Below are 24985 nucleotides of genomic sequence, written 5' to 3' on the forward strand. Positions count from 1 at the left end.
TTTATCGTTTTACGTCCTGCTGCTATACCGATTAGTACGTATGCTGTATAGCATTTATCGTTTTACAGCACAATGCTATACCGCATAAAAATTCAAATTCTCTAAAAACAAAAAAAGAGAGGTGCACCCCTCTCTCATTCGTTACTTATTTTTGATTTTGTTTCAACATCGTCATCATCAAGGATTCCCTTTGTTGCTTTTTTAAACTCGCGAAGTGTTGTTCCTGCCGCTTTTCCTAGCTCAGGAAGCTTTTTAGGTCCGAATACAAGTAAAGCAAAAAAGATAATTAATATTAATTCTCCGAAACCGAGGTTTCCCATATTCATTCCACCCTAAAACGAAATGTATTGCATCCTTATTTTAGTCCTACTCCACACATTTTTCAATTAGAGTTTTTCAAGAGACATTTTAATTTTATTTAAACCAACCTTTTTCTTTCGATTGGGTGATGGCTTCAATGCGATTTTTGACTTCGAGTTTATCCAAGATAGTAGAAATATAATTTCGGACAGTACCTGTTTTAATTCTAAGTTCATCCGCAATCTCTTTTGTGTTTTTACCGTCCGCCACAAGCTCAAGTACTTCTCGTTCACGCTCTGTTAATGGATTTTCGTCTGCATATAAATCATCCATTAATTCAGGAGCATACACACGTTTTCCGCTCATCACACTACGAATCGAATCTGCCAATTCATCACTAGGACTATCTTTAAGGAGGTATCCTTTCACACCAGCCCTTAAAGCACGTTGAAAATACCCTGTACGAGCAAAGGTTGTTAAAATAATTACCTTACAGTCTGTTTCTTTTAATTCTTCTGCAGCTTCAAGACCAGTTTTTAGTGGCATTTCAATATCCATCATGCATATATCCGGCTTGAGTTCCTTCACAAGTGTAATCGCTTCTTGTCCATTACTGGCCATTCCAACAACTTCCATATCGTCCTCTAAGTTTAAAAGTGAACCAAGCGCCCCAAGGACCATTCGTTGATCTTCAGCAATTATGATTCGTATCATAAAAGTCCCTCCACTTCGACCTGTTTTCGTACATTTGGAATTTTAATAATTAATCTTGTGCCATCATTTGACTGTATTTCTAGGCTGCCATTTACAAACTCTAAACGTTCTCTCATCCCTTGAAGTCCATGACCACCAACTATATCTTTAGTAGGATTCGTACCAATCCCATTGTCTTCGATCATGACAGTGATTTCATCTTCAATCTGGATTATTTCAATTTTACAGTGGCTTGCTTTGCTATGTTTCACAATATTGTTGATGCCCTCTTTGATTAACATGCTGATGATATTCTCGTAAAATAGTGAAACATCTTTAAGAGAGTTGTCCTGGATATATTCAAATTCTATTCCCGCGACCCCTAATATTTGCTGAACTCGGACAATTTCTTCCTTAATTCGGATACCACGCATTTGCGAGACCATTTTTCGAACTTCATTCAAAGCTGTTCGTGCTGTTTGTTGCACATCTTTTAATTCGTGACGTGCTTTTTCTGGGTCTTTATGTATAAGCTTCCTAGCTAAATCACTTTTTAAGCCAATCATCGAAAGTTTCTGACCTAATGTATCATGAAGGTCCCTTGCGATACGTTGACGTTCTTCTTGTTTTACTAGTTCCGCAATTCGTTTATTCGCATCCTCAAGCTGTTCCTCGAGCTTCTCTTGTTTCTTTTTGTTAAAGATATTAAATGGTAATAGAATTACGCTTATCCAAATGATGATGACGAATGGGATTTGGGTTAGAAATACTTCTTCTTGTAATACGAGATTGTAGTTTATTGAAAATGTCGTAGCCACAAGATGTATGATGTACAACGTTAAAAAGGCGACGCGGTTCTTGATGTGTCCATTATAATATGCAATATAAAAAGCAAAATAAATAAATGCAAAGAGAATAGACATGGTTAATGAAATACCGATTAGGATTGACGTCCATAGATAAACAGGCCATTTTCTCGAAATAAAGGCAAATCTTAGTGAAATGAAAAAGATGACCGTTAGAATGATGCCAGTGATTATTTCCGGTGTCGATGACGATTGAAAGATAAAATAAAACGGCAGGATACTTATTACTGCCCAAATATATGGTGAGACTCCTGACCATTTTTGAAAAAGTGAGTATTTCTTCATAGAACCTACCCTCATTTAGTTCAAGATTATTTTGTATCTTATCATATCATACATAAGGAAACCCAGCTTATTTTTCTAAGCTGGGGATTTTTTTAAGCTCTTTTTGTTCGGCAACCATTTCTTTAATTTTTCCATAGCCAACAAACACTTTTTCTTCTTCATCCCACAAACGGAATTTAAGTGATTTTAGACTAGTTTTTAATGTGATGGTTGGGACCTTTTGAAGTGGTTCAGTTTGATTGTGAACCTCTTCTAGTTTGTAATTCGGTACTCGTGGGCTTAAATGATGCACATGGTGATACCCGATATTTCCTGTTATCCACTGTAATGGCTTTGGTAGCTTATAAAATGAGCTTCCTTCAACCGCAGCTTTTACATATTCCCAATTCTCATCTTCTTCAAAATAGGAATCCTCAAATGTATGCTGTACATAAAACAACCAAACACCAGCAATCCCTGAAACCATAAAAATGGTTCCCTGAACGATTAAAAATGCCTGCCAACCAATAGTCAGACTTAATATTACGGCGAGTGTGACGATTCCTAAATTTGTAATATACGTGTTCCAACGTTCCTTCTTTTTCGCTTTTCTTCTGTTAAAACGATTTTGAATTAGGAATACAAAGATAGGTCCTAAAATAAACATTACAAATGGATTTCGGTAAACTCTGTAGCACAGACGCATCCAAGCAGATGCTTCCAAATACTCTTCAACCGTCATAACCCAAATGTCTCCGGTTCCACGCTTATCAAGATTTGAGCTTGTTGCATGGTGGACAGAATGATCATGGCCCCATTTGCTGTAAGGAAATAATGTTAATATCCCAGTAATGGTACCAACGATTTTATTTGCCGTTCGATTTTTAAAGAAGGAGTGATGACAACAGTCATGGAAAATGATAAATAATCGGACAAGAAACCCCGCTGCCACTACACCAATCACAAGTGTCAATAGATAAGAAATGTTTAATGAATAATAGGCAAGTACCCATAACCCAAGATAAGGGATTAAGGTATTGCAAAGCTGTAATACACTTGCCTTAAGGTTTGATTTTTCAAAAGGTGCCACTTGTTTACGTAAGCTTCTTTGATCTAATTTGTTCATTTAATCCTTTCCTTTCTAAATTCTCATTTCATATTTTAATCAGATTTTTAAATTTAATGAGGAAATTGCTGACAAATCGCCAACAGTTTTCTACATTTCCAATGTTACAAAAGAAAAAAGGTTTGCACTAGACATAGGTGTCATGTGAAATACATGATAAATGTCATATACCATGTACAAAAATTTAAAATACACAAAAAATTAACATTTAATTACGGGCTAAAATACATTTTTTATGCTATACTTAAAAAACAGAATATTTAAACTAATATTTTTTCTTAAAAGGAGGAAACCTATGTACAGATTAAAAGACAAAGAGAGGATATTCATTTATACTGGCCCAGATGGTTCTGGTAGAAAGACATTAGGAAAAATGGTTGCAACAGCATTTGATATGCAGACCGTTCCCTCATTCACAACTCGAAGCCCCCGCCCTTTTGAAAACAACGGAGAAGATTACCACTTTGTAAGTAAAGAAACCTTTCGACAAATGATGCAGCAAAAAGAATTTCTTGAGAGTGTCGAAATTGATGGACACTTTTATGGAATACGTGAAATTGATATTGTAAATATTTTTAAGAAGCATAAGGTAGTTTATTTAACGTTAAACCCTGAAGGTGCAGATCTTCTGAAGCAAATGTATGGAGATAAAGCAGTTCGAATCTTTGTGTATGCTGATCGAGATACTGTACTAGAACGCCAGATAAAACGTGGGGATAGTCCTGAGGACATTGAGCGCCACATGAAACATTACAATGAAACAATGGACTATAAGTCTGCTTGCGAGCATGTGTATGAAAACTATGATCTACCTCAGGTCTCATATCAGATAAGTGAAATGATTGAAACATATTTAGATAGACAATTAATTGCGGATGATTATTAAAAAATAAAGCCCTAAAGAGGCACTAACCTCTATAGGGCTTTTAGATTTTATAGGCTATTGAAGCTCTCTGTAAGAACTGGAACAACTTGTTTCTTACGAGATACAACACCTTTTAATTCTGCTGTTTTGTTATCAAGTGTAACATTAAATGCTTTTTCAACTGCTGCTGTTTTTGCACCTACTGCAAGCCCTACAGAATCATTGTTAAGAATGTCTGTAATCACGAGTAAGAATAAATCAAGTCCGTTATCACTAATTTGTTGATTCATAACTTCTTCCAGCTCACTCTGTCTTGAAAGAACGTCTTGAGGATCCACAACATTTACTTGTGCAATCTGTACTTTGTTACCATTCATTGAGAACTCTTTAGAATCTAGAGAAACTAATTGCTCGGCTGTTTTGTCACTCACATTAGCACCAGCCTTTAACATTTCAAGACCGTAGCTATCAGCATCAACACCTGCAATCTCAACTAATTCACGAGCAGCTTTTACATCCTCGTCAGTACAAGTTGGTGATTTAAATAGGAGTGAATCCGAGATGATTGCAGAGAGCATTAAACCAGCAACTTCTTTTGTAATCTCAACATTATTTTCCTTGTATAGCTTATTAAGGATTGTAGCTGTACAACCAACAGGCTCAACGCGGAAATATAATGGATCACTTGTTTCAAAATTTGCAACACGGTGATGGTCGATTACTTCTTTTATTTTTACATTTTCAAGTCCGTCGGCACTTTGTTGACGTTCATTGTGGTCTACTAAAATAACGGATTGAACTTCATTTGCTACATTTTCGACTAAACGTGGTGCTTCTGCTTTAAAATAATCCAATGCGTATTGAGTCTCACTGTTTATTTCTCCTAAGCGAACTGGCTCAGCATCTAAACCAAGTTTCTTTTTTAATTCTGCATATGCGATCGCTGAACAAATTGTATCAGTGTCTGGGTTCTTATGACCAAATACAAGTACTTTTTCCATTTATACATTACTCCTTAATGCTTAATATGTATGATGTACTCTCTCATTTTACACAAAGATTCGTTGAGATTAAACAATTTTGGACATTTTTATTCATTTTCTTCCTCTAAATGTGTTTTACAAAATTCTTTTACAATTGTTTCTTCCTCTTCTTCAAGTTCAAAATCAAGAACTTTTTGAGTGCTTTTTTCATAAAAATAATATTGGGCAATTCGCTCACTATTTGTATCAACCGCATAAATCACTTTTAATTCAATTCCATTTTCAGAATATAAATCGTCATCCTCTGGTACTTCAATGTCCAAAAAGAACTCGTAACGATCGCCCTCTAGTATCCCAGTAGGATCCTTTAATTTTTCAACTGTATATCCAGTAATATTCATATAAATTTGCCACCCTTCAAAATGAATTAAGTCCGTACCTATTATACACATTCTTTCCTTAATGGTGAAAAATTTGCCAACTATTCATTGTATTTTTACGAACCGTACACATTTTGACACATAGGACTTCCTGTAAACAAATAGAATAATAATACATCCCAAAAAGCGCAAGGTGACCGTCTATCGGCGACAAGCACAAGAAAAGCGCTTCTGAAGGCTTCTTTTGCCTTCAGAAGCGAATGGCTTGTGACCTCGAGCCGATGGCACCTGGAGCTAGACATTGGAAAAGGAGTTGTTGTTGAATGACACTACTAAATAAAATCGCATTATTCTTTGTCATATTATACTCCGGTATTATCTTGATGAATACGTATTTAGGGGAAACAGAACGAGTACAATCGAATGTTGTCATCTTTATGTTAAATGGTTTTGCTTATATCGTGTCTGCAATGGAATTGGAAAAAGAGAAAAATCAACTTCGTGGAAGTCAATCTACAGCATAAAAAACGACCGCTTCGTTATCTAAGCGGCCGTTTTTTTTTATTCATAACTAGATTTTTTCCACGATTTTTGTTTTGATATGTTCTGCAAAATCCTCTAACAACTTAACTGAGTTTATATCTGTTTCAAATAACGGGATATAAACTTTTTGTTGAGTTGGAAATTCTTTTTCAATCTTTGATATATATTCTTGTTCATTACTTTTGCGCTTTTTCAGAAACTCTCCATCAATATTTTCTGCTAAGAATTTATTAATAAACAGCGTATCGACTCCGATATCATGCCTATCAAGTAATCTTAAAGCATTTGCTGTTTCAATGATTGGCAGTCTTTCTGGGTTAAGGACGAAAATAAAACTTGTCATGTCTTTATTTAAAATGATTTTCCTTACAGCACTGAAGCGTTCTTTCCTTCTATGCAATACTTTATAAATAGGATCATCTATTGGTTCCCCGTCATTTAACAACTGTGTATAGGTATCATTTCTCTTCTTTCTTCTTTCAAGCATTCCATCAATCCAAACACTCATTAATTCAGGAAGTGTAAGTAATCGAATTGTGTGTCCGGTAGGCGCCGTATCAAAAATTATAGTATCATAGTGTCTTCCTTCATCGAGAATGATAGAAACGATACGATCAAATAGAGCCGCCTCTTCTGCACCTGGAGAGGAACTAGCAGCATCAATTTGCCGATTAACCTCATCCTGCATATGTGAACTAACGACACCTTGGATGTTTTCTTTTACAGTTTGAATATACTTTCTTGATTCAATTTCTGGATCAATTTCAATAGCCTCCATGCCTGGGTATACCTCAATTGCTTGGTTTTTCAATGGTTTATGAAAAATATCTCCTACATTATGTGCAGGATCGGTTGATACAAGTAACGTTTTAAGGCCCTGTTGGGCATGTAAAATCGCTAATGCTGCAGCACTCGTCGACTTTCCTACCCCTCCTTTTCCGCCAACAAATACAATCTTTCTATCCCCAATCATTTTGTTCCCTCCAATTAACAACAGCGAATTCCTGTAAGTGGAGATTTTTCCATCCCCATTCGCAAGTGCCAGTCATGAAATTTTTCGAGCATATAAGGATACAGCTCTAAAGTATAGTAAAAAGCAGGGTTTGGGAGTCCAAGAGTTTCAGATAAACATAGAAGTAAGAAAAGGTCATCTTCATCTCTTAGCTCCCTTGCAATTTCTGTCCGATGGTTTACAGAGAGTATCTCATCATATAATTGGAGCATCCTCTTTAATGCTTCTATTCCTTTCATTCTTTCACCTTCTTTACATAAAGTGAAAAAGGAAGCCCTCTACATGAAGGGTTCCTTTTCCAAAGGGTATTTACATGTTTGAATCAAAATTTTGTGGTGTATCCTTTTTACTTAATTCTTTAAAGGCAGTTAGTACGATCCAAACGGCAAAAATTAAAATGATGCTTCCGAGAATAAATAACAGTAAATTTGCATCTGTACCCCCTACACCTGCCCAGTCAAAGATAACCTGTTGGACCATTGCCCACACAGTCATGACGAGCAGGAATAACATTGGAATGAGGGTAACTAAATAATTACGTCCCAACCGTTTTAGCCACACCGAGATTAAAAGTAAACTAATTGCAGCTAAAAGTTGGTTTGAAGTACCGAATAATGGCCATAATACATACCCACCTGAACCAAAACCGTTTGGTCCCTTTGGTAAAAGGACTAATGCTGCACTTGTTACAACGGCAACTGTTGTAGCTACATGGGCTTTTTGAAGAGCTGGAACTTTATATTCAGAACCTAACTCTGCAATAATATATCTCATTAGTCGAACTGATGAATCTAACGTAGTTGCAGCAAAGCTAACAACAATTATGGCAATAATGGTGGCCGCAATATCAGTAGGTATGCCAATACCGGTAGATAATTGTGCGCCACCGGAAATAAAGTTTCCTAGTCCGCCAGAATTCGCTGCCGCAAAACTACTGTATGCTGCTTTAAAGTCTCCAGCATTTGCAAACAAAGTGACACAGGCAATAATTGAAATTAAGGCTAGGAATCCTTCCCCTACTGCCCCAAAATATCCTACAAAGCGAGCGTCAGTCTCTTTATTTAATTGTTTTGATGATGTACCTGACGACACAAGTCCGTGGAAACCAGAGATTGCACCACAGGCTATGGTAATAAACATGAGCGGTAACCATGATTTATCTGTGGCCTCTGAATTCAACATAGGTGCTGTTACTTCTGGATTTAAAAATACAAGACCCAAATACATGATTCCTAATCCGATTACGAGTTGGTGAGAGTTGATATAGTCTCTCGGCTGAAGTAATTTCCATACAGGTAGTGTGGAGGCAAAATAGCAATATACCATTAGGATGACAATCCAAACAAAGAAAGCCATTGAAACTCCGCTTAGACCAAACAAGGTCGTAGCTTCTGCTCCACCAAAATAGCTTACAAGATCAATTTGTAATGCGGGTATCTTGCTTGTTAGAACGGCCGAACCATACATGATAATGAGTGAAACAATCGATGGAAGTAACATGCTTCCTTTTTTTCTATAGACAGCGTATCCTATCCAAATTGCTAGCGGTATTTCAATAAATACAGGAATGACACTTGCTGGAAATTTAATAAATAGATTTGAAATAACCCATGCAAAAACAGCGTTAACCATCAACACCAAAATCAAAATGATAAATAAAAATAAGAGCTTTGCTTTTTTACCGATTAATTTATCTGCAAGTGTACCTACAGATTGCCCTTTGTTTCTGACGGAGAGGACAAGTGTACCAAAATCATGTACGCCTGCAGCAAAAACAGTACCTAATACTACCCATAACAATGCAGGTCCCCAGCCCCAATAAACAGCTATGGCAGGTCCTACTATTGGTGCTGCACCTGCAACGGAAGTGAAATGATGCCCCCATAAAACATGTTTCTTAGTTGGTACAAAGTCGACCCCATCATTAAACTCATGAGCAGGTGTAACAAAATTTGGATCAAGGCGATAAATCTTTTCAGCAACAAATTTTGAATAATACCGGTAGCCTAAGATAAAGACAACAGTGCCAAATATAGCTATCCAAATTGCGCTCAAGCTTTTCCCTCCAATACAAATTTTTTAAATAGATTATAAAACTTAATGCACTTTTCATGTTAAAACGTATTTGTAAGCGCTGTCAATACTATTATTTAAAAAATCTATATTTTCAATTATCGACAAAAGAAACAGTCATATTTTGTGAAGAATACTCTCGATCTATTTATGGTCATAAAAAAACGCGGAGGATTTATGCTCCTTCGCGGCTTTTTTGTTCGTTATGAAAGCAATGCACGGTCATTTGTCATTTTCGCGCCTCTGATTCGTTGGAACTCATTTAGTAATTGCTCGATAGTTAAATTCGCTTTTTCCTGTTCATTAACTTCTAATATGATTTGTCCTTTATCCATCATGATCAAACGATTCCCTAAATCTAGAGCTTGCTGCATATTATGGGTAACCATTAATGTTGTTAAATTGTATTTTTCGACGATTTCTTTGGTTAAGTTTGTGATTAACTCAGCACGAGCTGGATCAAGTGCTGCAGTATGTTCATCGAGTAACAATATTTTCGGTTCAGTGAAGGTAGCCATTAATAGCGATAATGCCTGTCGTTCCCCACCTGATAACAATCCCACTTTTGCAGATAAGCGATTTTCCAATCCTAGGTTAAGGGATTGGAGCACTTCTTTAAAGTAGTCCTTGCGTTTTTTTGTTACTCCTTTACGTAAGGTACGAGTTTTATTTCGTGAATACGCCATTGCGAGATTTTCTTCAATGGTCATATTTGGCGCTGTACCTGCCATTGGATCCTGGAATACACGTCCAATGAGCTTAGCCCGTTTATGTTCTGGTAAGAATGTAACATCCTTATCAGCAATATCAACAGAGCCTGCATCCGGAATGAGCACTCCTGATATTACATTCATTAACGTCGATTTACCGGCACCATTACTACCAATTACAGTTACAAAATCGCCTTCTTTTAACTGTAGATTCGTCCAATCAAGAGCAATCTTTTCGTCTGGTGTACCTTCATTAAAGATTTTATGAATTTGATTTAAGTGTAGCACTTGCCTCACCCTCGCTTTCTGAAGGTACGTTCTTCATTCGTACAAGTTGTTGTCGTTTTGCTCGTCTGCTCTTCTCTTTTGTTCCTTCAAGTATCTTTGGTAGGACAAGTGCAATGATTACGATGATGGCTGTAATCAATTTCATATCTCCAGGCTGTAGGAACTCAACACGTAATGCTAGAGATACAACGATACGATAAATAATCGCACCACCAATTACTGCAAGTGTTGCTCGTGCAATCGTTTTGGCACCAAAAAGGGCTTCACCGATAATAACGGAAGCTAAACCAATAACGATCATCCCAATACCCATCCCAACATCAGCAAATCCGCCTTGTTGTGCAATTAGTGACCCTGAGAATGCTACAAGCGCATTTGATAGACCTAATCCAAGAATCGTCATTAAGTTTGTATTAGCAGAAAAGCTGGATATCATCTTTTTATTATCCCCTGTTGCTCTCACTGCAAGACCGATTTCTGTTCGCAGGAAAAGATCAATTAAAAACTTAATTAAGAATGTAACAACAATCATAAACAATAAGATACCCCATGTTTTTGGTAGGCTATCTCCTAAACCGATTGCTGTTAAAATAGAATTAAACAATGAATCGATTCCTAATGAAGCAGATATATCAGATACGTTTGTAAAAGTTGTATCAATATTTAATAACGAAACATTTGATTTACCCATAATTCGGAGATTGATTGAATAAAGGGCGATCATCATTAAAATACCAGCTAGTAATGCATTAATTTTTCCTACCGTGTGTAGTAATCCGGTTATACTCCCTGCAATAAATCCGGCAACAAGTGCTAATAGTGTTGCGATAAAAGGATTTACCCCATTTGTTATGAAAATGGCGGAAACAGCAGCTCCTGTTACGAAGCTGCCGTCAACCGTCAAGTCTGGAAAATCTAATATACGGAAGGACAGGTAAACACCAATTGCCATGATTGCATAGATGATTCCTGATTCAAATGCCCCAAATAATGCTGTAAACATGTTGAATCATCCTTTCTTTTATTCACCTTCGTAGATGTCAGCCATCTCTTCCCATTCAGGTTTAATTTCGATTCCTTGCTCTTCCGCTGCTTGTTTATTAATGATAAGCTGAAGGCTATTTGGAAGTTCAACTGGAATTTCAGAAGCTTTCTTTTCACCTTTTAGAATCTTTGCAGCCATAAGTCCAGATTGGTATCCAATATCGTAGTATTCAAATCCACTTGCTGCAAATCCACCGGCTTTCATTGAATCGAGCTCACCAACGAACAATGGAATATCCTTTTCATTTGCTACTGCAATGATTGAATCTAAAGCTTGAACAGCAGTGTTATCAGTTGGAATATAAATTGCATCAACACGGTCAACTAAGCTTTGAGCAGCTTGATTAACCTCAGCAGTTGTAGACACAGAAACTTCTACTAATTCCGCACCATCTTGTTCAGCATATTCCTTAACTTGTTCAACCTGTACAACAGAGTTTTGTTCACCAGAGTTGTAAATGACTCCGATCTTCTTCGCTCCCATTTCACCAGTGATGAAGTTAATTGTTGTTTTAGTAGCATCTGGGTGGTTATCAGTTGTACCTGTAATATTATCGCCAGGCTTATCAAATGCTTCTACCAATCCAGCACCAATTGGGTCTGTTACGGATGTGAAAATAATAGGTATTTCACTTGTTGCATTAAGTGCAGCCATTGCACTAGGCGTTGCGTTTGCAAAAATTAAGTCCACTTTGCTACCAACAAGGTTTTGTGCAATTGTTGCTGTGTTACTTTGCTCACCTTGCGCATTTTGGAAATCAAACTTTAAATTATCGCCTTCCTTAAACCCTTCATCTTCTAACGCTTTTTTGAAACCTTCTGTTGCAGCATCTAAAGAAGTATGTGGTGCATATTGTGTAATACCAACTACTACTTGTTCTTTTTCACTGCTGCCACTAGCATCCTTTGAAGTGTTATCAGTAGCATCACTTCCACATCCTGCTAAAGCAAGGAAGCCCGCTAATACCACTCCTAGCATTTTTGTTGATCCTTTCATGCATATCCCCCCAAAATCTCTTTACTCTTTTTTGATTTTCTAGTAATCTATTACTTTACTAGAATAATAATATTCATGCACTTTTGCTTTATTGCGTAAAAGCGAAAAAGCGTTAATGCACGTCATTTGTTAATCGTAATATTATCATTCTAGACGCTTTCCGTCAATTATTTTCTGAAGATTTTACACTTTCAGCTTATAATTTTTCTCGAACAGCGTAAAAAGATTTTTTGTTTTCGTATGATAATACGTTTTATTTTATTTCACTTAACAAAAAATAGAGTAATATGAGTTGCGATGGAGGTATTTATTTGAAGCAATCTGCACAATGGTCATCAAAATTAAGCTTTATTTTAGCGGCAGCAGGGTCTGCTATCGGATTAGGGGCGATTTGGAAATTCCCTTATGTGGCAGGTACTAGCGGTGGCGGAATTTTTTTCATTATTTTTCTTTTATTCACTTTGTTAATTGGTTTACCACTCTTATTAGCTGAATTCGTAATCGGGAGAACAACACAAAAAAACGCGATTCAATCTTTTAAAGAATTAGCACCACGAACGAATTGGCATCTCGTTGGTCGATTAGGTTTTTTTACAAATGCGGTATTGCTTTCCTTTTATAGTGTAGTTGGTGGCTGGATTTTAATTTATTTGGTCAGTGGAAGTATAGGAAAATTAAATGGCTTAACGGAATCAGAGTACGGAGCATATTTTGGAGAAACCATTGCAAATCCAATCCTCGTTGTTCTCGCACAACTATTATTTATGTTAATTACCATTATAGTAGTTGCAAAAGGAGTTCAGGCTGGTATTGAGAAGGCGAGTAAATGGATGATGCCTGCACTTTTTATTCTCTTCATTGTTATTATTTTTCGTTCAATCACGCTTGAAGGTTCCCTTGAAGGAATTTTGTTTATTTTAAAACCTTCTCTGTCATCACTAACTTCTGAGACCATTCTTTTTGCACTAGGTCAATCCTTTTTTGCTCTTAGTGTTGGCGCTTGTACAATGTTAACTTACAGCTCTTATCTTTCGAAGAAGGAAAACTTAGTACAGTCGGCGTTCTCAATTGTGACGTTAAATATTCTTGTTACACTCTTGGCTGGGTTAGCCATTTTTCCAGCCGTATTTGCCTTTGGCTTAGAGCCTGATGCTGGGCCTGTCCTCTTATTTAATGTGTTACCAACCGTTTTTGGAAAAATGCCTTTTGGAATCATATTTCTATTAGCGTTCCTGCTTTTATTTTTATTTGCTACTCTTACGTCCGCTTTTTCGATGCTTGAATTAATTGTAGCGATCTTATCAAAGAAGAACGAACAAAACAGAAAAAATATTGCGTGGATTGCAGGATTAGTAATTTTTTTACTTGGTGTCCCTTCTGCTCTTTCTTTCGGAGTATTAAGTGATGTTAGTTTATTTGGAAGATCCATTTTTGATCTTGCGGATTTTCTCGTGAGTAATATTCTTTTACCTATTGGGGCTTTCTTTATATCGATTTTCGTATCATTTATTTTTCCACGAGAAGCACTTTATAAAGAAATGCAAATGGGCAGCAAATTTCCAATTATCATAGTACAGGTATGGTTCTATTTAATTCGCTACGTTGTTCCAATTGTAATTATCATTGTATTTTTAGATAGTTTAGGTATCATTTAAGAAAAAGGTGTTCCGATTTTAATTGGAACACCTTTTGCTTACTCTTTTTCTTTGTCCTCATTTTCTAGTGCTGGAGCTAGATTGTTAATCACCTTTATTCTCATGATGCGTTTCTCATCCATTTCAACAACCTTAAAAGTATGATTTTCGTACTCAATCTCTGGAAATGCATCTCCTGAAGGGATATATCCCAATTGTCCTATTACAAAACCGCTTAATGTATCGTATTCATCTATTGGAAGGTTAATCTTTAGAATATCTTCCACTTCATATAGATTAATCGTTCCAACCATAGAGTATGTACTATTATCTAACTGAATATATTCTTCATCCTCAATTGTATATTCATCATATTCATCAAATATATTACCAACGATTTCTTCAATTAAATCCTCAATTGTAACAATTCCATCTGTTCCACCATATTCATCGATCACAATGGCCATATGGATATTATTTTTTTGTAATTCCTTAAATAATTCATTCGTGTGCTTGGATTCCAATACAAAATAAGGATCCCTTAGCAGATCTATTAAGTTAAATGTGACATCATCACAGTCATCTACAAACTTTATTAATTCTTTGGAATGTAGTATCCCAACAATCTGATCAATACTCTCATCATAAACAGGAAAACGTGTGTATTTTTCTGTAGTAACAAGATGAATAATTTCCTTTAGTGTGTAATCGAGGGGAATTCCAACAATATTCGTCCGGTGTGTCATTATGTCCGAAACCGTTTTATTATCAAACTCAAAAATATTGTTGATCATAATTTTTTCTGATTCTTGTATAGTCCCTCTTTCTTTACCAACATCAACCATCATTCGAATTTCTTCTTCTGTTACATTTTCATCCTCCGCATTGGGATCGACACCGAATAACCGTACAATTCCATTCGTTGATAAGGTTAATAACTTAACAAAAGGAAGTGTAACCTTGGATAATAGCGTTAGAGGGCGAGCGGCAATTAACGAGATTTCTTCTGCTTTTTGTAACGCCAGCCTTTTTGGAACCAGTTCTCCTATTACTAATGTAAAGTAGGATAGTATGAGTGTGATTACAACAACTGAAATTGTATCAAGAAGAGCTGGTGCAATGGGAACCTCAAGTTCAATTAACCAATTTGTTAAATATGTAGCAAAACTTCCAGCCGCGAAGGCACTCGCTAAGAAACCTGCTAATGTAATACCAATTTGGATTGTTGCTAAAAATCCACTTGGGTTTGAAAGAAGCCTATGTACTAAAATCGCCTTTTTGTCTCCACTGTCAGCCATCATTTTTACCTTATTATCATTCAATGAAACCAATGCCATTTCAGAAGCTGCAAAAAATGAATTTAATAAAATCAAAACGACAAGGATTAAAATTTCAACAAGCATATTGAATACCTCCAAGGATAGAAAAGAAACATATCATTTTTTTTAAATTCCCCTTCTCTTACATTCATTATGCTTATTTTACTATGAGTTGCGATTTCAATCATTTTTAGAGCTTCAACTTTATTTTATTTATATTGACAATAGGTATTGTCGGCTTTATAATTTATCTTAAAGTGATTTATCTTGAATTAAAGATAAATGATTCTAAAATAACTTTTTGGGGGATATTAAAATGGCAAATACAAAATGGGCAGTGGACGCATCACACAGTAGTATTGATTTTTCAGTAAAACATATGATGATTGCAAAGGTAAAAGGTTCTTTTGAGAGCTTTGAAGCTACTATTGAAGCAGATCCTGCTGATTTAACTTCTGCAAATATTGAATTCAAAGTTGATCTTGCGAGTGTAAATACAAAGAATGGAGATCGTGACAACCACCTTCGTTCTGCTGATTTCTTTGATGTAGAAAACCATTCAGCAATGACTTTCAAATCAACTTCTATCGTTAAAACTGATGATGATGAATACAATGTAACTGGTGATTTAACAATTCGTGGTACTACTAAATCTGAAACGTTCAAGGTTGTATTTGAAGGTGCGGGTAAAGATCCATGGGGCAATGAAAAAGTAGGTTTCAGTGCAACAGGAAACATCAATCGTAGCGATTATGGTTTAGTATGGAATGCTGCACTTGAAACGGGTGGCGTTCTAGTTGGGGACCAAATTAAGATTTCTATCGAAATCGAAGCTGGAAAAGCTGAATAAACTAACACGAAAAGCAGGCCACAGTGGCCTGCTTTAATAGTTATATAATAATGTAACGATTTTATCCTCAATTGGTTTTCCGTGGGCATCGTTCATTAAGTTGTTTAAAAGAATCGAAAAGATAAGGTCTTCCTCACTCTTCGTCTTAATATATCCAGATAATGAACTCACTGTCCGAATTGTTCCAGTCTTCGCTTTTACCTTTCCTGCCATCTCAGGATTTTTCATTCGATAACGTAATGAACCACCCACTAATCGTTCACTATTACCTGCTACAGGTAATGATTGTAAGAATACAGGAAACCAGGTTTGTTTTTGAGCGGTAAAAAGCAGCTCTGAGATGTCGTTGGCAGACACTAGGTTAACATGTGAAATTCCTGAACCGTCTCTAATGACCATACTACTTGGGTCCACTCCGATTTTTCGAAGCTCATCTTTTACAACAGCAATCCCTTTATCCCAACTCCCTTCTCCATTACGAATACGGCCCATTTCCTTTACAAGTGTTTCACCGTGTCCATTATTACTTAACTTCATAAAAGGAATGAGGAGTTCTTTTAATGGAATCGATTGATCAGTTGCAAGTAGTTCTGCATTTTGGGGAGTTTTTGCAATACCATCTGTTCCAATCACATGGATCCCGTTCTTTGCTAATGCATTCTTAAACAAATCTAATGTATAGCCTGTAGGTTCCCAGACCGTCATCCATTCTTGAACCGGTTTCGAATTAACAGGTATTGTCCCTTCAATCGTAATCACATTCTCGCCATGTTCGCGAATGATATCGATGTCTTTTTTCTCTTCTTTTTGAACCGTTTTTGTGTTGTTGATGATTTTGACATAATTGTTCGTAGGTTGTACTGAAATTTCAGCTTTGTTTCCCGGTTTCTTTCCAGGTGCCACCTCGACAATTAAAGTTCCTGAATCATAATCTTTATTCGGAGAGGCAGTTAACCCTGAAACGGCTGAACCATAATAATAAGTCTCATCGCTCCAAGTTAAATCGATTGAATAACGCTCGTCATCATACCAAGAATCATCCGCGATTATATTTCCAAAAATCACATCAACTCCAGATTTCTTGATTTTCTTTGCAAGTAAATCTAAATCTTGCTGTAGTAAGGTTGGATCTCCTTTTCCTTTCAAGTAGAGATTTCCTGATAATTTGTTGCCGGCAAGTTTCCCATCTGTGAGCACTTCAGTTGTAAACTGGTAATCTTCACCTAGAGCAGATAACGCCGTTGCTGCTGTAATTAGTTTTAAATTGGATGCAGGTCGAAGTCGAACATCTCCAGCATGTTGATATAAGATTTCTCCACTTTTTGCTGACCTAATACTAATTCCAGCAATTGCACCTTGGAGGTTAGGCTCATTTAGAACTAGTTGATTAAGTTGTCCAAGGACTTGGTTTTGGTTTGCGTTAGCAATTGCTTTTTCTTGTTGAGGCTGAATGGAAGGCATAATGATTATGGCAAGTAAAAGTACAGCAAATAGTAACATTTTTTTAGTTCGAATAATGGTTTTCCTCCCTTTTTCTTTTTTCTATTGTATAATTATGGAATCTTTACCATATTTTATACAAAAATGCAGGTAATATGAAGAACGAAATGTTATTTATTTGCATAAAAAAAGCATCTCACTCTTGAGATGCTATACAACTTATAAGAATACAAAATAAATAACAGCTGCTAGTACAATGCGGTAAATCGCGAATGGTAATAGCTTGATTTTATCGATAAGGCGCAGGAAGAAGCGGATTGAAATGAGAGCAAACACGAATGCACTAATAAACCCTGCAATAAATACTGGAAGTGCGTCCACTGAAAAATACTCTATGTTTTTTAGAAGTGAAATACCACTTGCTCCTGCCATGATTGGAACAGCCATGATGAATGTAAAATCGGCAGCTGCTCTATGGCTAAGTCCTACAAGTACACCACCGGAAATGGTTGCACCTGAACGTGAGAATCCTGGCCATAGTGATAAACATTGAATTAGACCAACTGTTAATGCTTGCTTATACGTAATTTGATCCACAGTTTGCGTATTTGGATGTTTAGCACTATATCGATCAGCGACAATCATTAGGATTGCACCAATTACTAGTCCAATTAAGACAGTTTCAGTTGTGAATAAATATTCATCAATTGTATCTTCAAATAATACTCCAAGGATACCTGCAGGAATTAATCCTACGATAATATGTGTTAAACGTAAGTGTTTTGCTCCGACTGGAACAATTTTATTTTTTCGGTTAAGTCCAAGTAAATCAATAAATCTGTCTTTAAATACGACAACAACAGCTAGTATAGAGCCGAGTTGGATCACAACTTTAAATGTGTTTGCTGGATACTTTCCAAGAAACTCCTCTGTTTTTAGCCACATATCATCGACGATAATCATGTGACCTGTTGAGGAAACTGGCGCAAATTCAGTTAACCCTTCAACCAGTCCTAAAATAATCGCTTTAATTAGTTCAATTATATCCATTAGACGTAAAGTACTCCTTTTTTTAATGTCTAGTTTCAGGCGCCGATTGACGTGCGCCCGAAGCATTTCTAATTATCTTGTTTTGGACTTTCTTTTAGTGAAAAATATAACAAGAAACCCAATGCCCGCTAATGCAATTAATGCATAGGTGATATTGGAGTAGATGTCCATGTAGTGTACAATTGTATCCCATGATTCACCAAAAGCAGCACCAAGCATAACGAGTATCACATTCCAAATTAACGTTCCAAGCGTGGTAAAGATAATAAACATCCAGAATTTCATATTGGACATTCCTGCTGGAATGGAAATTAAACTTCTGATTAATGGTACCATTCTGCAGAAAAATACAGTCCAGTATCCATACTTATCAAACCAAGCATCTGCTTTATGAATATCCTCTTTTGTTACACGTAAAATGCGACCATATCGGTCAACTATTTTCTCTAATCGCTCGACATCAAGTAATAGACCAATTCCGTAAAGGATAATGGCACCTAACACCGAACCGAGTGTTGCTGCAATAATAACGCCTGTTACTGTTAAAGATGTTCGTGTCGTCATAAACCCACCTGCCGTTAAAATAACTTCAGATGGAATAGGTGGGAAGATATTTTCTAGTGCAATTAATAGAAAAATCCCAACATACCCGAATTGCTCCATTATGTCTGTTATCCAGTTTTCCATTTTAACCTCCAAATAAGATGCTACTACGTCCAAATTCGATAGCATTCTTATTGTAATCTATGTTTGTCCTTCTTTAAAGTATTCCTTAAAATTTTTCCAATCAATGAATTTCCAGAACAACTGGACAGTGGTCACTCCCCATGATGTGTGAGTGAATCTGAGAATCTTTTAGTCGATCTTTAAATTGCTCAGAAACGATAAAATAGTCAATTCTCCATCCAATATTCTTTTCACGCACATTCCGCATGTAACTCCACCATGTATATTGATCGGTCATGTCTGGATAAAAATATCGGAAGGAATCAATGAATCCGGAATTGAGTAGATTGGTCATTTTTCCGCGCTCTTCTTCAGTGAATCCAGAATTTCCTCGATTTGATTTTGCATTCTTTAAATCTGATTCTGAATGAGCGACATTCAAATCGCCACAAAGAATAATCGGTTTGCTCTCATTTAATCGAGTGAGATAATCACGCATTCGGTCTTCCCAATCAAGCCGGAAGTTAAGTCTTGCTAGATCCCTTTGCGAATTTGGTGTATAGACATTGATTAAATAAAAATCTTCAAATTCTAATGTAAGAATTCGCCCTTCTGATTCTTCGTTTTCATCTCCAACGCCATATGAAACGGAAAGTGGCTTTACTTTTGAGAAAACAGCTGTTCCTGAATAGCCCTTCTTAAGCGCATAGTTCCAATATTGATGGTAGCCTTCTAGGTCTAGTTCAATTTGACCTTCCTGAAGCTTTGTTTCCTGCACACAAAAAATATCAGCGTCCATTTCTTTAAAATAATCCAAAAACCCTTTTTTTACACAAGCACGTAATCCATTCACATTCCAAGATACAAGTTTCATAATCTATAAAGCTTCCTCTCTTTGTTACTCCTCATATATCATTTTTCTCGTCATTCCTCCATCAACAACGAGATTAATCCCAGTAACAAAATTATTTTTCGAATCGGTTAGATACAGGCATGCATTTGCAATGTCAGTTGGAGTACCGACCCGCTTAGAAAAGTGTTGGTCATGGTCTTCTTTACGAAGTTCCTCATAGTTACCCGTTTCAATCCAACCTGGTGAGATTGCATTTACTGTTATTTGATACTCCGAAAATGAAGCAGCAAGTGCGTGAGTAATCGCAACGATTCCACCCTTTGTTGCTGCATATCCTTCTGAATGGGGTTCAGACATTATGGCCCTTGTTGACGCAATATTAACGATTGAGCCACCGGAGTGCTTCATATTTCTTGCAGCTTCTCTCGAACATAAGAATACACTTCGTAAATTCGTATGAATCACGTCATCCCATTCTTTAACCGTGACATCAAATGGTGATTTGAATAAGCCTTTACCGGCATTGTTTATTAAAATATCAATTTTACCATAGGTTTGATAGGTTTGGTTTATCAAATTTTTGATATCCTGTTCCATCCTTACATCTGTTTTAATAAAAATAGCTTCCATACCTTGTTCTTGAAGTTCAAGGGTTTGTTTTGTTCCTGCTTCTACATCAATATCTGCTAAGATCACTTTATCTCCATGATGTGCGTAACTATTCGCTATTCCTCTGCCAATTCCATTTGCTGCACCTGTAACAATCACAACACGATTCATTTATTTCACCAGCCTATTTTTCATAGTTTCAAAAACTTTCCTTATCCATTATAAACGACGATGCCAATCTGGCAAAATAAAACAGAGATTCAGGTGTTACAAGAATGATAAAATAGGTTTTGGGGAGTGAGTTTTTTGAGGAAAAATATTATAGCATTCCTATTCATATTATGTTGCCTTCCAATTTTACTAAGCTTAGATCCTATCACGTATAATTCTTCATATTTTGCTAAATACGAATCACCAAATGGAATTCTTTTTCTAAGCTATTCAGAAAACTGGAATGAGCAACAATTAGAGGAACTTTATCAGGAACTAATAAAAAATAAACATGGTGAGGAAATGAACCTGTTACAAGAAGTTCGGGTCATGGATGGTCCATCACCTTCAAATAATAGGATTACAGGAATCTATCATCCATTTCTAAGCAGCATTACCCTATATAAAGGAAATGAACATACAAATGCTCGAGAATATCGAGATACGCTATCACATGAGTATGGTCATCATTTTGCTTATTATTATTTTCCTTCGCACCATTTTCCATTTTCAAAATGGGCGAAGTTAAGAGGGTTAAATGATATACCTATTCATTGGAATTCATTTTTTAATTACTCCGTATCAGCACATGAATGGTATCCGCAGGAAATTTTTGCAGATGATTATGTCCTATTATATGGTGCAACTGATGAAGCTAATCGAGATGAAGTCTATTCGAATGAAGCGTTTTATATGCGAACAGAGCATGAAAATCAGAAACTTACGAATGTCTTGGGGAATCAAGAATTGCAACAATTTATAGAGCGAGAAACAGGAATAAAGATCGATGATGACCGAAAATTGAAAACTCCTAAGTTGTCTTTAGTTACGGATGACAGTTTGACTTTTGAAATTGAAAAAAAGGAGAATGTTGCATATCGGTTAAATCTATCAGACTATGAATATTATGAAATTACAGATGACAAGAGTGGTTCTGTTACTTTTTCAATTGATCATATCGATTTGCCTGAAAATGAAGTTATATCTATAGATGTTCTTGATTTAGAAACGTCAATCGGCTTTCTTACTGATGATATCCGACTTCATTTGGAAGATTAGATAGAAAATTATCCGCATTTCATTATATAATATAAACAGAGAGTTTTTTGAAAGGCGGTAATGACGATTCCAACACCGAGTATGGAAGATTATTTAGAAAAAATTTATTTATCGATTCAGCAAAAAGGCTACGCTCGAAGCGTGGATATTGCTTCTTCATTAAATGTTCTCCCTTCCTCCGTTACAAAGATGATGCAAAAATTGGACGAGGAAGGCTATGGGATTTACGAGAGATACAGAGGCTTTGTGCTTACCGAAAAAGGATCTACAGTCGCAAAAAAACTAGTCGAAAAACATGAGATGCTTGAAGACTTTTTGAAAATGATCGGCGTCCAAGACCACAATATATATGAGGAAGTTGAAAAACTTGAGCATTATATAAGCAAGGAAACTTCTCTATGCTTATCAACCCTAATTGATTTTTTTGAAGAAAATCCTTCTGCTAAAAAAGAATACCTGCAATATCGAAAAGATAAGATGTAAAAAGCTCAGGATAACCTGAGCTTTCTTATTTCAATTTAATATTGACCTCTTCATCTAGATAGGTACTTCCCCAATAACCGTGAATTTGCAACCATCCAGGAATGATTTCTTCAGTAGTACCTTCTCCATGGACTTCAAGTAACACTTTCGTTTGAAAATGACGAGGTTGCTCTCCCCCATACATATACCCATTTTGGACATACTCATCACGTTTGTATATTTTCCCATTTCGGTCAACAAATACACCATCACTATCCATCATACCGATTGACATAGCCGAAGTGTTATTTCGTCCTAGTACATCAAAATGAAGCGATTCAAATTTCCGTCCTACCTTCATTTCAGCAGTTATTTCAATTTTTGTAGGCTTACCAAGTTCAACTTTATCAATTGAAATATTACTTCCTTGATAATTAAAGGTTTGCGGAAATGGTTTGTTCATATCAATTTCTACTTTATAATAATCATTCTGCGTAAAGTACAATGAGCTTAATTGAAGACTAACTTCCTTTGGCTTCTCAAAATAAAGCGAATCAAAAGGGGATTGAAAAGTGTTGTATTGCCCATCCCCACCTTGAATTGGAACACTCCAACCAAACATCGCTGGTTTTGCCTTCTTTTTCTTTGTTTGGATTCCTTCAAAAAACAGTTCATTAATATGTTTATCACCTGTAGCTTGCTCAAACCGATATTGAAGAAGCGTTATCGTTGGAGCTATAATCACCTTTTCTATCTCAATTGGAAACCCATCCACTGTGAATTTTTTGTGGACTACATGTTCGAACGATTCTTGCTTTTTAACAGGTATCTCAAAATTCCATTCACCAGGGAAAAACGAACCTTCTCCATAGAAATCCATCCATTCAAAGTTTTCAGCATCCTTTTCCATCTTTTGCAGTTTTGATAGATTCAGTTTTATGGTTTTTGTTTCGGATGAAACGGGTAATAAACTAAGTATCCCCTTAAAAACATCTCCTTCACTTTCGAGGGCTTGAACCGGTAAAGGGTTGATGGGAGTGGCCTGCTGATCAAAGGTATTCATTTCCTCTTCTACAAATACACCATTCCAAATATTTATTCCATATTGTTCACTATTTTCAAGATTTTCAACTTCATAATAAATTAACGTCTGATAATCATCGGCGATGGCACTTTTTATCGTAACCTTAATTCCATTGCTCTCTTTAGCAAGATTAAGTGGCTCCCCTAAGCCACTTTTTAAATAAGCTAATAGTTGCTCATCCTCTTGATCACGCAAGTCTTGCCAAGAGTAATACATATAAGCAAATCCATTGGTCACATAACCTATTAAGAGCAGTAAAACCAGTGAAGATGCAATTCCAATACTTATTTTGGTTCGTTTCTGTTTCTTCTTCTTTTTAAATTCTTCGATTTCAATTAATCTTGTCTTCACATCATCAAAAAACTGTGCAGGAACTTCAATTGCATCAGCTTCATCAATTAGTGAATAAATTGTTGTTTGGAACACAGCTAGACCGCTTTGACAGCTTTCACAACTGTGTAAATGAATCTCAAATTCTATTTTAGAAGGACGGTCTAATGTTCGGCTTAAATAATCGATGTATTTTTCTTGATAATGACCTTCTTCTACTCCACTCAAAATCTTGATACCTTTATGTATATGTGCTTTTACTGTTTCGACATGGATTTCTAAAATATCTGCTACCTGATCACGAGTAAGGCCAAGAACATATGTTAAAGCGAGAGCATCTTTGTTAATTTCACCAAGCTCCTCTAGTATACCTTCAACCGATACTAGCATATTTATGTGCTTACATTCTTTTATAAAAAGGGAAATAACCCAATTTTCAAAGGAAGTCTGCTTTTTTTTCTTATGTATTTCCGCCTGCACCTTTAGCATCACATTGTAAAAAATCTCTTGGATGTCTTCCGTTTTTCTTGTATAGACAGAGGCAAGCTTGTACAAGCTTCTTTTTCTTTGTTCAAACCAAGCGATGATTGAATCCATGTTTTTTTGCTGCAACTTCTTTATTAAAATAGGGTCTGTTTTCGTTTTGATCACAATGTATGTCGCTCCCTTACCTTTCCTTCTCTCACTATTTCAACATAAATCGTGCGAATCCTCCTTTCTAGAACAATAAAAAAAGACTAAATCAGTTTTGATTTAGTCATGAAATACGTTTATTTCTTTTTTAGATCCTTTGTTTCTTCATCATATTCTTCAGCAAACTCAGTTTGAAAAGTTGGTCTATATTGCGGTCTATTTTCTACTTGTGGCTCTCCTTCAAGTACCTTATTCTGCATATAAGCATGGAACAGGACTTCACTGAGAGCAATTGCACCGGCTGCGACTAGAGAAGCTGTGATTAAGCCTGAATTATTGTCCATTAACATGTAACTTAATATCCAAATGGTAAAAAAAGATAAGCCGAAATCTGCGATCGTAGCAACGGTATTCCCAGCCCTCGGTAACGTAAATAAATCTCCAACAACGTATGCAAGACCCGTAACAAGTATACTCATGAGTAGAATCTCTCCAAAGGAAGCGCCTCTAAAAATTCCAAAAAGGGACAAGAGTACAATTGATATCACGATAAACTTGATTCCTAAAGCCTTAAAGTGCCTCATGTTTTTACATCACCCTTAATTCTTATTTAGGTTTATCTTTTGATGATGCCCTGTAGAA

Annotated in this window: 26 protein-coding genes; 6 read left to right on the forward strand and 20 right to left on the reverse strand. The window is 36.2% G+C overall.

From position 1 onward, the window contains the following. Positions 1-134 precede the first annotated feature (134 nt). From CKJ95_RS08365 to CKJ95_RS08380, 4 genes are all read right to left on the reverse strand, one after another. Positions 135-320: a twin-arginine translocase TatA/TatE family subunit gene (locus tag CKJ95_RS08365; protein ID WP_180271451.1), complete on the reverse strand. Its 186-nt coding sequence runs from the start codon at positions 318-320 to the stop codon at positions 135-137. Between the two features lie 94 nt (positions 321-414). Further along, the gene (locus CKJ95_RS08370; RefSeq protein ID WP_099352957.1) at positions 415-1014 is read right to left on the reverse strand and encodes a response regulator transcription factor; all 600 of its coding nucleotides are present in this window, start codon (positions 1012-1014) and stop codon (positions 415-417) included. After that, entirely contained in the window at positions 1011-2144 is a 1134-nt protein-coding gene (locus CKJ95_RS08375; protein WP_099352958.1) for a sensor histidine kinase, read from the reverse strand. The genes CKJ95_RS08370 and CKJ95_RS08375 overlap by 4 nt, the downstream gene beginning before the upstream one ends. Positions 2145-2211: 67 nt before the next feature. Further along, the gene (locus CKJ95_RS08380) at positions 2212-3249 is read right to left on the reverse strand and encodes a fatty acid desaturase (protein ID WP_099352959.1); all 1038 of its coding nucleotides are present in this window, start codon (positions 3247-3249) and stop codon (positions 2212-2214) included. Positions 3250-3544: 295 nt separating this feature from the next. Here CKJ95_RS08380 and CKJ95_RS08385 point away from each other — a divergent pair, with 295 nt between their 5' ends. Next, the gene (locus CKJ95_RS08385; protein ID WP_099352960.1) at positions 3545-4135 is read left to right on the forward strand and encodes a guanylate kinase; all 591 of its coding nucleotides are present in this window, start codon (positions 3545-3547) and stop codon (positions 4133-4135) included. A gap of 47 nt (positions 4136-4182) precedes the next feature. Here the strand turns inward: CKJ95_RS08385 and CKJ95_RS08390 are convergent, their stop codons facing one another. Further along, positions 4183-5115 (reverse strand): manganese-dependent inorganic pyrophosphatase, encoded by a 933-nt coding sequence (locus tag CKJ95_RS08390; RefSeq protein ID WP_099352961.1) that lies wholly within the window; start codon positions 5113-5115, stop codon positions 4183-4185. A gap of 89 nt (positions 5116-5204) precedes the next feature. After that, a complete protein-coding gene (locus CKJ95_RS08395; RefSeq protein ID WP_099352962.1) occupies positions 5205-5498 on the reverse strand; it encodes a DUF6509 family protein in 294 nt (97 codons plus the stop codon). Positions 5499-5800: 302 nt separating this feature from the next. Here CKJ95_RS08395 and CKJ95_RS08400 point away from each other — a divergent pair, with 302 nt between their 5' ends. Beyond that, complete coding sequence (locus CKJ95_RS08400; protein ID WP_099352963.1) at positions 5801-6001, forward strand: hypothetical protein; 201 nt, start codon at positions 5801-5803, stop codon at positions 5999-6001. A 47-nt stretch (positions 6002-6048) separates the two neighbouring features. Here the strand turns inward: CKJ95_RS08400 and CKJ95_RS08405 are convergent, their stop codons facing one another. From CKJ95_RS08405 to CKJ95_RS08430, 6 genes are all read right to left on the reverse strand, one after another. Further along, the gene (locus CKJ95_RS08405; protein WP_099352964.1) at positions 6049-6993 is read right to left on the reverse strand and encodes an ArsA family ATPase; all 945 of its coding nucleotides are present in this window, start codon (positions 6991-6993) and stop codon (positions 6049-6051) included. 14 nt (positions 6994-7007) lie between these two features. Beyond that, positions 7008-7271: a cory-CC-star protein gene (locus CKJ95_RS08410; RefSeq protein ID WP_099352965.1), complete on the reverse strand. Its 264-nt coding sequence runs from the start codon at positions 7269-7271 to the stop codon at positions 7008-7010. Between the two features lie 70 nt (positions 7272-7341). Beyond that, on the reverse strand, positions 7342-9087 hold the full coding sequence (locus CKJ95_RS08415; RefSeq protein ID WP_099352966.1) for a carbon starvation CstA family protein: 1746 nt from the start codon (positions 9085-9087) through the stop codon (positions 7342-7344). Between the two features lie 221 nt (positions 9088-9308). Beyond that, complete coding sequence (locus CKJ95_RS08420; protein ID WP_099352967.1) at positions 9309-10103, reverse strand: ABC transporter ATP-binding protein; 795 nt, start codon at positions 10101-10103, stop codon at positions 9309-9311. Beyond that, a complete protein-coding gene (locus CKJ95_RS08425; protein WP_099352968.1) occupies positions 10078-11106 on the reverse strand; it encodes an ABC transporter permease in 1029 nt (342 codons plus the stop codon). The genes CKJ95_RS08420 and CKJ95_RS08425 overlap by 26 nt, the downstream gene beginning before the upstream one ends. A gap of 18 nt (positions 11107-11124) precedes the next feature. Beyond that, on the reverse strand, positions 11125-12144 hold the full coding sequence (locus CKJ95_RS08430; RefSeq protein WP_099352969.1) for an ABC transporter substrate-binding protein: 1020 nt from the start codon (positions 12142-12144) through the stop codon (positions 11125-11127). A 311-nt stretch (positions 12145-12455) separates the two neighbouring features. On the opposite strand from CKJ95_RS08430, the gene CKJ95_RS08435 reads away from it, so the two are divergent. Next, positions 12456-13799 carry a sodium-dependent transporter gene (locus CKJ95_RS08435; RefSeq protein ID WP_099352970.1) on the forward strand — a complete coding sequence of 448 codons (1344 nt, stop codon included), beginning with the start codon at positions 12456-12458 and terminating at the stop codon, positions 13797-13799. A gap of 38 nt (positions 13800-13837) precedes the next feature. Here the strand turns inward: CKJ95_RS08435 and CKJ95_RS08440 are convergent, their stop codons facing one another. Beyond that, positions 13838-15181 (reverse strand): hemolysin family protein, encoded by a 1344-nt coding sequence (locus tag CKJ95_RS08440; RefSeq protein WP_099352971.1) that lies wholly within the window; start codon positions 15179-15181, stop codon positions 13838-13840. Between the two features lie 232 nt (positions 15182-15413). On the opposite strand from CKJ95_RS08440, the gene CKJ95_RS08445 reads away from it, so the two are divergent. After that, positions 15414-15947, forward strand: a complete 534-nt coding sequence (locus CKJ95_RS08445) for a YceI family protein (protein ID WP_099352972.1) — start codon at positions 15414-15416, stop codon at positions 15945-15947. A gap of 33 nt (positions 15948-15980) precedes the next feature. On the opposite strand, the gene dacB is transcribed toward CKJ95_RS08445, so the two are convergent. The 5 genes from dacB to CKJ95_RS08470 form a co-directional block, all read right to left on the reverse strand. Next, a complete protein-coding gene (gene dacB / locus CKJ95_RS08450) occupies positions 15981-17447 on the reverse strand; it encodes a D-alanyl-D-alanine carboxypeptidase/D-alanyl-D-alanine endopeptidase (protein ID WP_180271452.1) in 1467 nt (488 codons plus the stop codon). 159 nt (positions 17448-17606) lie between these two features. Continuing rightward, positions 17607-18437 carry an undecaprenyl-diphosphate phosphatase gene (locus CKJ95_RS08455; RefSeq protein WP_099352974.1) on the reverse strand — a complete coding sequence of 277 codons (831 nt, stop codon included), beginning with the start codon at positions 18435-18437 and terminating at the stop codon, positions 17607-17609. 72 nt (positions 18438-18509) lie between these two features. Next, complete coding sequence (locus CKJ95_RS08460; RefSeq protein WP_099352975.1) at positions 18510-19124, reverse strand: DedA family protein; 615 nt, start codon at positions 19122-19124, stop codon at positions 18510-18512. A 100-nt stretch (positions 19125-19224) separates the two neighbouring features. Further along, the gene (locus CKJ95_RS08465; RefSeq protein WP_099352976.1) at positions 19225-19977 is read right to left on the reverse strand and encodes an exodeoxyribonuclease III; all 753 of its coding nucleotides are present in this window, start codon (positions 19975-19977) and stop codon (positions 19225-19227) included. A gap of 24 nt (positions 19978-20001) precedes the next feature. Beyond that, the gene (locus CKJ95_RS08470; RefSeq protein ID WP_099352977.1) at positions 20002-20736 is read right to left on the reverse strand and encodes a glucose 1-dehydrogenase; all 735 of its coding nucleotides are present in this window, start codon (positions 20734-20736) and stop codon (positions 20002-20004) included. 135 nt (positions 20737-20871) lie between these two features. On the opposite strand from CKJ95_RS08470, the gene CKJ95_RS08475 reads away from it, so the two are divergent. Both CKJ95_RS08475 and mntR read left to right on the forward strand, forming a co-directional pair. Beyond that, positions 20872-21834, forward strand: coding sequence for a hypothetical protein (locus tag CKJ95_RS08475; RefSeq protein WP_099352978.1), 963 nt, complete (start codon positions 20872-20874; stop codon positions 21832-21834). 66 nt (positions 21835-21900) lie between these two features. Further along, positions 21901-22317, forward strand: coding sequence for a transcriptional regulator MntR (mntR, locus tag CKJ95_RS08480; protein WP_099353213.1), 417 nt, complete (start codon positions 21901-21903; stop codon positions 22315-22317). A 25-nt stretch (positions 22318-22342) separates the two neighbouring features. On the opposite strand, the gene CKJ95_RS08485 is transcribed toward mntR, so the two are convergent. Both CKJ95_RS08485 and CKJ95_RS08490 read right to left on the reverse strand, forming a co-directional pair. Next, complete coding sequence (locus tag CKJ95_RS08485; RefSeq protein ID WP_099352979.1) at positions 22343-24361, reverse strand: DUF4179 domain-containing protein; 2019 nt, start codon at positions 24359-24361, stop codon at positions 22343-22345. A gap of 119 nt (positions 24362-24480) precedes the next feature. Further along, entirely contained in the window at positions 24481-24927 is a 447-nt protein-coding gene (locus CKJ95_RS08490) for a YndM family protein (RefSeq protein WP_099352980.1), read from the reverse strand. Positions 24928-24985 lie beyond the last annotated feature (58 nt).

The sequence above is a fragment of the Fredinandcohnia onubensis genome, from assembly GCF_002734285.1.
Lineage (GTDB): Bacteria > Bacillota > Bacilli > Bacillales > Bacillaceae_L > Ferdinandcohnia > Ferdinandcohnia onubensis_A.